Annotated in this window: 4 protein-coding genes; 1 reads left to right on the top strand and 3 read right to left on the bottom strand. The window is 66.7% G+C overall.

Going from position 1 to position 5143, the window contains the following annotated elements; all coding sequences use genetic code 11:
* Window positions 1-381: 381 nt before the first annotated feature.
* The 3 genes from ABZ854_RS36875 to ABZ854_RS36865 all read right to left on the bottom strand — a co-directional run bounded on the left by ABZ854_RS36875 (window position 382) and on the right by ABZ854_RS36865 (window position 3449).
* The gene (locus ABZ854_RS36875) at window positions 382-1443 is read right to left on the bottom strand and encodes a tetratricopeptide repeat protein (RefSeq protein ID WP_361220340.1); all 1062 of its coding nucleotides are present in this window, start codon (window positions 1441-1443) and stop codon (window positions 382-384) included.
* Complete coding sequence (locus tag ABZ854_RS36870; protein ID WP_361220343.1) at window positions 1440-2021, bottom strand: MFS transporter; 582 nt, start codon at window positions 2019-2021, stop codon at window positions 1440-1442. Before ABZ854_RS36870 ends, ABZ854_RS36875 begins: the two co-directional genes overlap by 4 nt.
* A 657-nt stretch (window positions 2022-2678) precedes the next feature.
* Entirely contained in the window at window positions 2679-3449 is a 771-nt protein-coding gene (locus ABZ854_RS36865) for a transposase (RefSeq protein WP_361220337.1), read from the bottom strand.
* A 72-nt stretch (window positions 3450-3521) separates the two neighbouring features.
* On the opposite strand from ABZ854_RS36865, the gene ABZ854_RS36860 reads away from it, so the two are divergent.
* Window positions 3522-3905 (top strand): hypothetical protein, encoded by a 384-nt coding sequence (locus ABZ854_RS36860; protein ID WP_361220334.1) that lies wholly within the window; start codon window positions 3522-3524, stop codon window positions 3903-3905.
* Window positions 3906-5143: the final 1238 nt, after the last annotated feature.

Here is a 5143-nt window from a genome sequence, read left to right as displayed (position 1 = left end):
ACCCACCCCACTCAGACCCCCGCCCGGCGGGCCGCCCAAGCCCCCCTCGACCCCGCCCGCCGGCCCGGCCCCGAAGCAGCCCGAAACCCACCACAGACCACACACACCAACACACACGAACCCCATGAATCTCACGCACCAGGCCCGAGCGGTCGACGCGCAACCCGACTGCAGTCCGCCACCAACACACCGCCCGCCCCAGCCCGCCAACCCTTGGTCGACCGATACACCGCACCAAGCCAAACACGCCCTCGCCGTCCCGGCCCGCTTCCGTACCCTGGAGGCCGAGACGCGCTCCTGCTGTGCCCGAACGCAGGCCAGCCCCAGCCCTTTCGATCACCGCCAGCAAGAAACGGCGCCAGCTCCACCCGGTGAAGCCTGTCAGGGCGCGTTGCTGGTGAGGGTCGCCAGGGTGGGATGGTCGGGCTGCACGACCGTGGTGAGAATGGCCCGGGTGCGGGGCTCGAGAGCTTCAGCGGTCTCTGGGTCGGCGAGAGCACGGCGCAACGCGGCGTAGTTCACCAAGATTGCGGCCAGGTCGGGATGGTTCGGGCCAAGCGCCCGTTCCAAGACGGTCAGGGCCTGCCGGTACCGGACGTCGGCCGCGGTGTGGTCGCCGCGCTGATGGGTCAGGGTGGCGAGGTTGCCCAAGGCAATCGCATAGTTGGGATTGTCGGCGCCGTAGGCGCTCTCGAAGATGCCAAGGGCGTCGCACAGGAGGGCTTCGGCCTCGTCCAGCTGGCCCAGCTCGAGCAGGATGGGGGCCAGCGCCGCCCGGTCGGTGGCGACGGCCGGATGGTGCAAACCGAGGGCTTGCACGCGCAGCGCCACGGCGCACCGTGCGGGTGCTTCAGCCGCCCCGTAGTCACCGCGCGCATGGGCGAGACCGCCGATGTTGTGCCAGATCGTGGCCAGGTCCGCTGGAGCCGGGGACGGGAGGTCCCCTAGGAGGTCCAGCGCCTGCCGATAGGAGCGGGCAGCCTGGTCGAACTTGCCCAGGTACTTGGATACCACGCCGAGCTCGTTATGGAGCATCGCCAGGTCCCGAGATGGGACGGTTTGGTGAACAACGGCGGCGGCCAAAGTCAGTTCGAGGACGCGTTCGGCCTGCCGGCAGTCGCCCCGGTCGCGGTGCAGGCCAGCGAGGCTGGACCGGGCGTGGAGGTAGATCTGGACGGCAACCGGATCGGCGAGGTGCCGGGCAACCAGGTGCGCGGCGTTGATGTAAGCGCACCGGGCCGCGGTGCCGTCACCGGTCCCCTGCTCGACAATGCCGGTCACCAGTACGGCGTTGGCGAGGGCAACTGGGCCGGCCCGGACGGCCAGACCCACGCTCCGTTCGGCTAGTTCCCGCGCGCCAACGGTATTGCCTTCGTCGATAGCGTCCAGGCAATCGGTCAGCGTCCGCGTCAATTCTGTTGGCCACACACCGTACTCGGTCATGCGCGTACCTCCTGCTGCCGGAGCGACGGCTCTCCAGCGGGGCCGCCCTCGGTGCTGGTCGGTGTGCCGTCGGTCGCTGATGACGCGATGATGATGTCGGTGCCGGACGGCAGCTGACGCCGTAGCCTGGTCGCCAGTGTGGCGACAACGGCGCAGGCCAGCATCAGGCAGACCAATAGCGGCACGCCCCAGTGTCGTTGAAGAAGCACCCCAACGAGGATGGGACCGAGGGCGAAGCCGGTAGTCAAGGCGAACGTGGAAGCACCGTTGTAGCGGCCGCGCAGGGCGTCAGGGGCTACGTCATTGACCAGGGCCGGCAGGGTGGGCGCGAACAGTGTCTCTCCCAGAGAGAACACCACAACGGCCGAGACGAAGAGCCCCTTGCCCCAGCCCGCGCCGAGACCGACATTTGTCAGCACCAGGGCCCAGGACACGGCCCACAACCCGCACATGACAACGACTGCACGCGTACCGCGCCGTCCGCCCGCCGCCTTGAGCACCAGCAACTGACAGGCGCTCACCGTCACGGTGTTGGCTGCGAAGAACAGACCCATCACCCGCGCCGACACGACGAACACCAGCAAGACCGCATTGAACTGAGCAAACCCCGCCCCCACCACGGCCTTGTCGAGGCGGCAGCGGGCCTTGCCGCGGCAGATGCGTCTGACCGATCCACCCCGGGATCGTCGCTGCGATGCCGTGCCTGCACAGGTGGGCACGGCCCTTGCGTGCCGGCCCCTGTCCGCGGCGACGCATCTACCCGTCTGTTGGTTGCGGAGCACCTGATGAAACATCGTTAGTGTCAACCTGCTGGGAAGGAAGAGAAATATCGTCCGGAAGCTTACCCAGCGAGGCGGCCGCAGACAGAAACCTATCCTCTGCGACGGAATAGCTGCCCTCTATTATGGACAAGAATAGACAGTCCGTTGTCTCCAGAGAGGAGCAAGAGCCACATTGACAAGAATGAGGCGAAGGGCATTGCCTGTATCGGTAGTTACGCACAGCGACTCCGGTGATAATTCCGAGACGGAAAAGCGAACCGCAAACCACAAACAAGGAACGATTGGCGCGCCTGCAAGTACTTCATTAGCGTCGGACTTTGCTACTCTCGCGTCCTGAGTAACAGGTGCTCGGTTACTCCGGGTGCCCCTCATGCGTGCCGCGCTCACAAAGGGTGCCTAAGGGCTGTCCCGTAAATGATCTTTGACGTGTTCGTTGACCTGCTGGTCTCTGCGTCACCCGGCAAGAGCGAGGTTGTGCAGGCGGGCGATGCCGAGCATGGCGTGATGGACGCCGTCGCCCTTGAGGCGGCAGTCCCGCAGGATCTTCCAGGTCTTCATCCGGGCGAAGGCGTGCTCGACGCGGGCGCGGACCTTGCGGTGGGAGGTGTTGTGTTCCGCTTTCCAGGCCGGGAGTTCGGTCTGGCCTTTCTCGCGGCGGTGCGGGATGACCAGGCCCGTGCCCCGGTAGCCGCCGTCCGCGATGACCGTGGTCTTGCCGACGGCCTCCTTTGCGCCGGACAGCTCCCATGCCTTGCAGTCGTTGCGGTTACCGGGCAGTGGCTGGCCGACGGCGACGACGAGTCGGGTGTCGGCGTCGATGACGACCTGGTGGTTGGTGGAGTACCGGTAATTCTTCGACTGTTCGGCCACGGTGTGGTCGCGGGTGGGCACCAGGGTGCCGTCCACGATCAGCACGGTGTCCTGGCGGAACCGCTTGCGCTGCTGCAGCGCAAGCGCCGGGCCGAGGTGGTCGATGATGCGGTCGGCCGCGGACTTCGACACCCCGAACAGTGGGGCGAGTTGGCGCAGTGTGAGGTTGGTGCGCCAGTACGCGGCGACCAGCAGCACCCGGTCCTCAAGCGGCAGGCTCCACGGCCTGCCCTTGCGTACCGGATCCGCACCCTCACGGCGCAACGCGGTGATCAGCTTGCCGAACTGACGCGGGCTCAACCCGCTGAATGGGCCTATCCAGGACGGCTCCGACGCCGTGTTCACACCAGCCACGAGGAGATCATTTCAGTTGCGGTCGCCCTTTCCTGAGGCCGATCCTGTGTGCTCGGTCAACGAGGAGGGCACGTGGGGCTCGTTCTGTTCCCAGGAGACGACGACACCAGCAGCCCGGACGTGTCCTGGTCCTACACCGGCTTCGGAGTGTTCCGACGGTGGCTGGCGCAGGCCGAGGGGTTCGCACTGGACGAGATGAACGGCTTCGGTGGACAGCGCCCCTGGAACGACGTCTCCACCGCCCTGGGACCACTCCTCAATCATCCCGACGACGACGGCCCCGACCTCTCGCCGATCCAGTGCGCCGCGATCCTGCCCCGGCTGCAGGAGATCGCCGAACGGCCTCAAGAGGGACGCATCGACCCGCTCCTCCAACGGCACGTCGACGACGCCCGCCGGTTGGTGGTCGTCCTGCAGCTCTGCATCGAGAAGGACGTGGACCTCCTCTTCGGCTGACGCCGGCCGGCTTTACCAGCTCACCGGTCAGCAGTTACGGGACAACGCTTAGGCAGATCGAAACTTGGACGAAACCGGCGGACTGGAGTATCCGCAGCGCTCGGCGGGGCGGCAGGTCACCGGCCGTGCCGGGGCGCAAGACCACGAGCATCCACCTCGCCGTCGACGGCCGCTGCCTGTCGTGCTCACGCCCGGTAATGGAGCCTTTTCACCACGGCGTCTCGAGGGTGAGGAGGGCCTTGGCGGCCGACACGAGTCCATGGGGGTGCAGCGAGCGGGGCAGGAGTTGAGCCAGCGTTGGCAGTTGCGCGCCGTCGACTGTCGAGCAAAGTCGGACGTGAGCATTGTTCAATGATGTCTCTTCCGCGGTGAGCTCTCGCGGTGGGCCGGCGGCGGGCCGGAAGGCGGCACCGGACCCTAGCTCTGGTGTAGACCAGGTCGGTCGGCGTCTGGATCCTCAGGAGCGTGCTGGTGGCGATGATGCGAATGCTTGCGGGCCGCGGTGAGGCCGTGGGGGCCGGGCAGCGGGCGGGAGAGTACACAAGATTCCCACCGGAACCGGTGATGACCCGTAAGTTCACCCCGTGCCGACGGCCGGAGTAAAGCTCGTCCCGTAACGCGTGCGCGGGATCAGGATCCGTTGAGGTCGGAGACGGTGTACTGCAGCCATGTGTCCACCGCGTCGTGGGACTCGTCGAGAACCGGATCGCGACTTCCACCAGGCGCGTATGCCGGAGACCGGTCGGCGCGCAGTGGCAAGTGCGCCGCAATGCCAGGCTCGCTTGGCACCCGCTTGCTCCGCGTCCGTGCCCGTCCGCACGTAGTTGAGCAGTGCCGAAGTGACTCGGCGCCGCCCGAATGCGTAGAGCGCGGGCTCGATGAACCAACGGCAGAAGCTTGGGTCAGGGTCATAGACAGCTGCAGCCATCAACGGTGCGAAGAACTCCTCGGACAAGCTAGCGCGTTCGAGTAGTGGCTTGCGCAGCGCACGGGCCAGGTGGCGCGCGCGCCGGTCTTCCGGCACGCTCACCGCGTTGTCGAGGTCCAGCAACCGAGCCACCTCGGCTGCGGCCGACAGGAGAGTCGGTGTCTCTGCCTCGTTCCGCTCCTCCCGCGGGTCTGCCGCACGATCGGGTGACAGGTTGACCTGCCCCACCTCCCAGGTTCCAGTTCTGGTGGCTAACTGACAGCCCTTCACGGAAGGCTGGCAGTCATGCCTCGTCCCTATCCTCCGGAGT

Origin of the sequence: Streptomyces sp. NPDC047028 (assembly GCF_040644095.1) — a bacterium.
GTDB lineage: Bacteria > Actinomycetota > Actinomycetes > Streptomycetales > Streptomycetaceae > Streptomyces.
This window is presented reverse-complemented; position numbering and strand designations above follow the sequence as displayed.

Excerpts from the sequence above, each read along its gene's own strand:
- ABZ854_RS36875 (WP_361220340.1), bottom strand. The coding sequence starts at position 1,443 with ATGACCGAGTACGGTGTGTGGCCAACAGAATTGACGCGGACGCTGACC.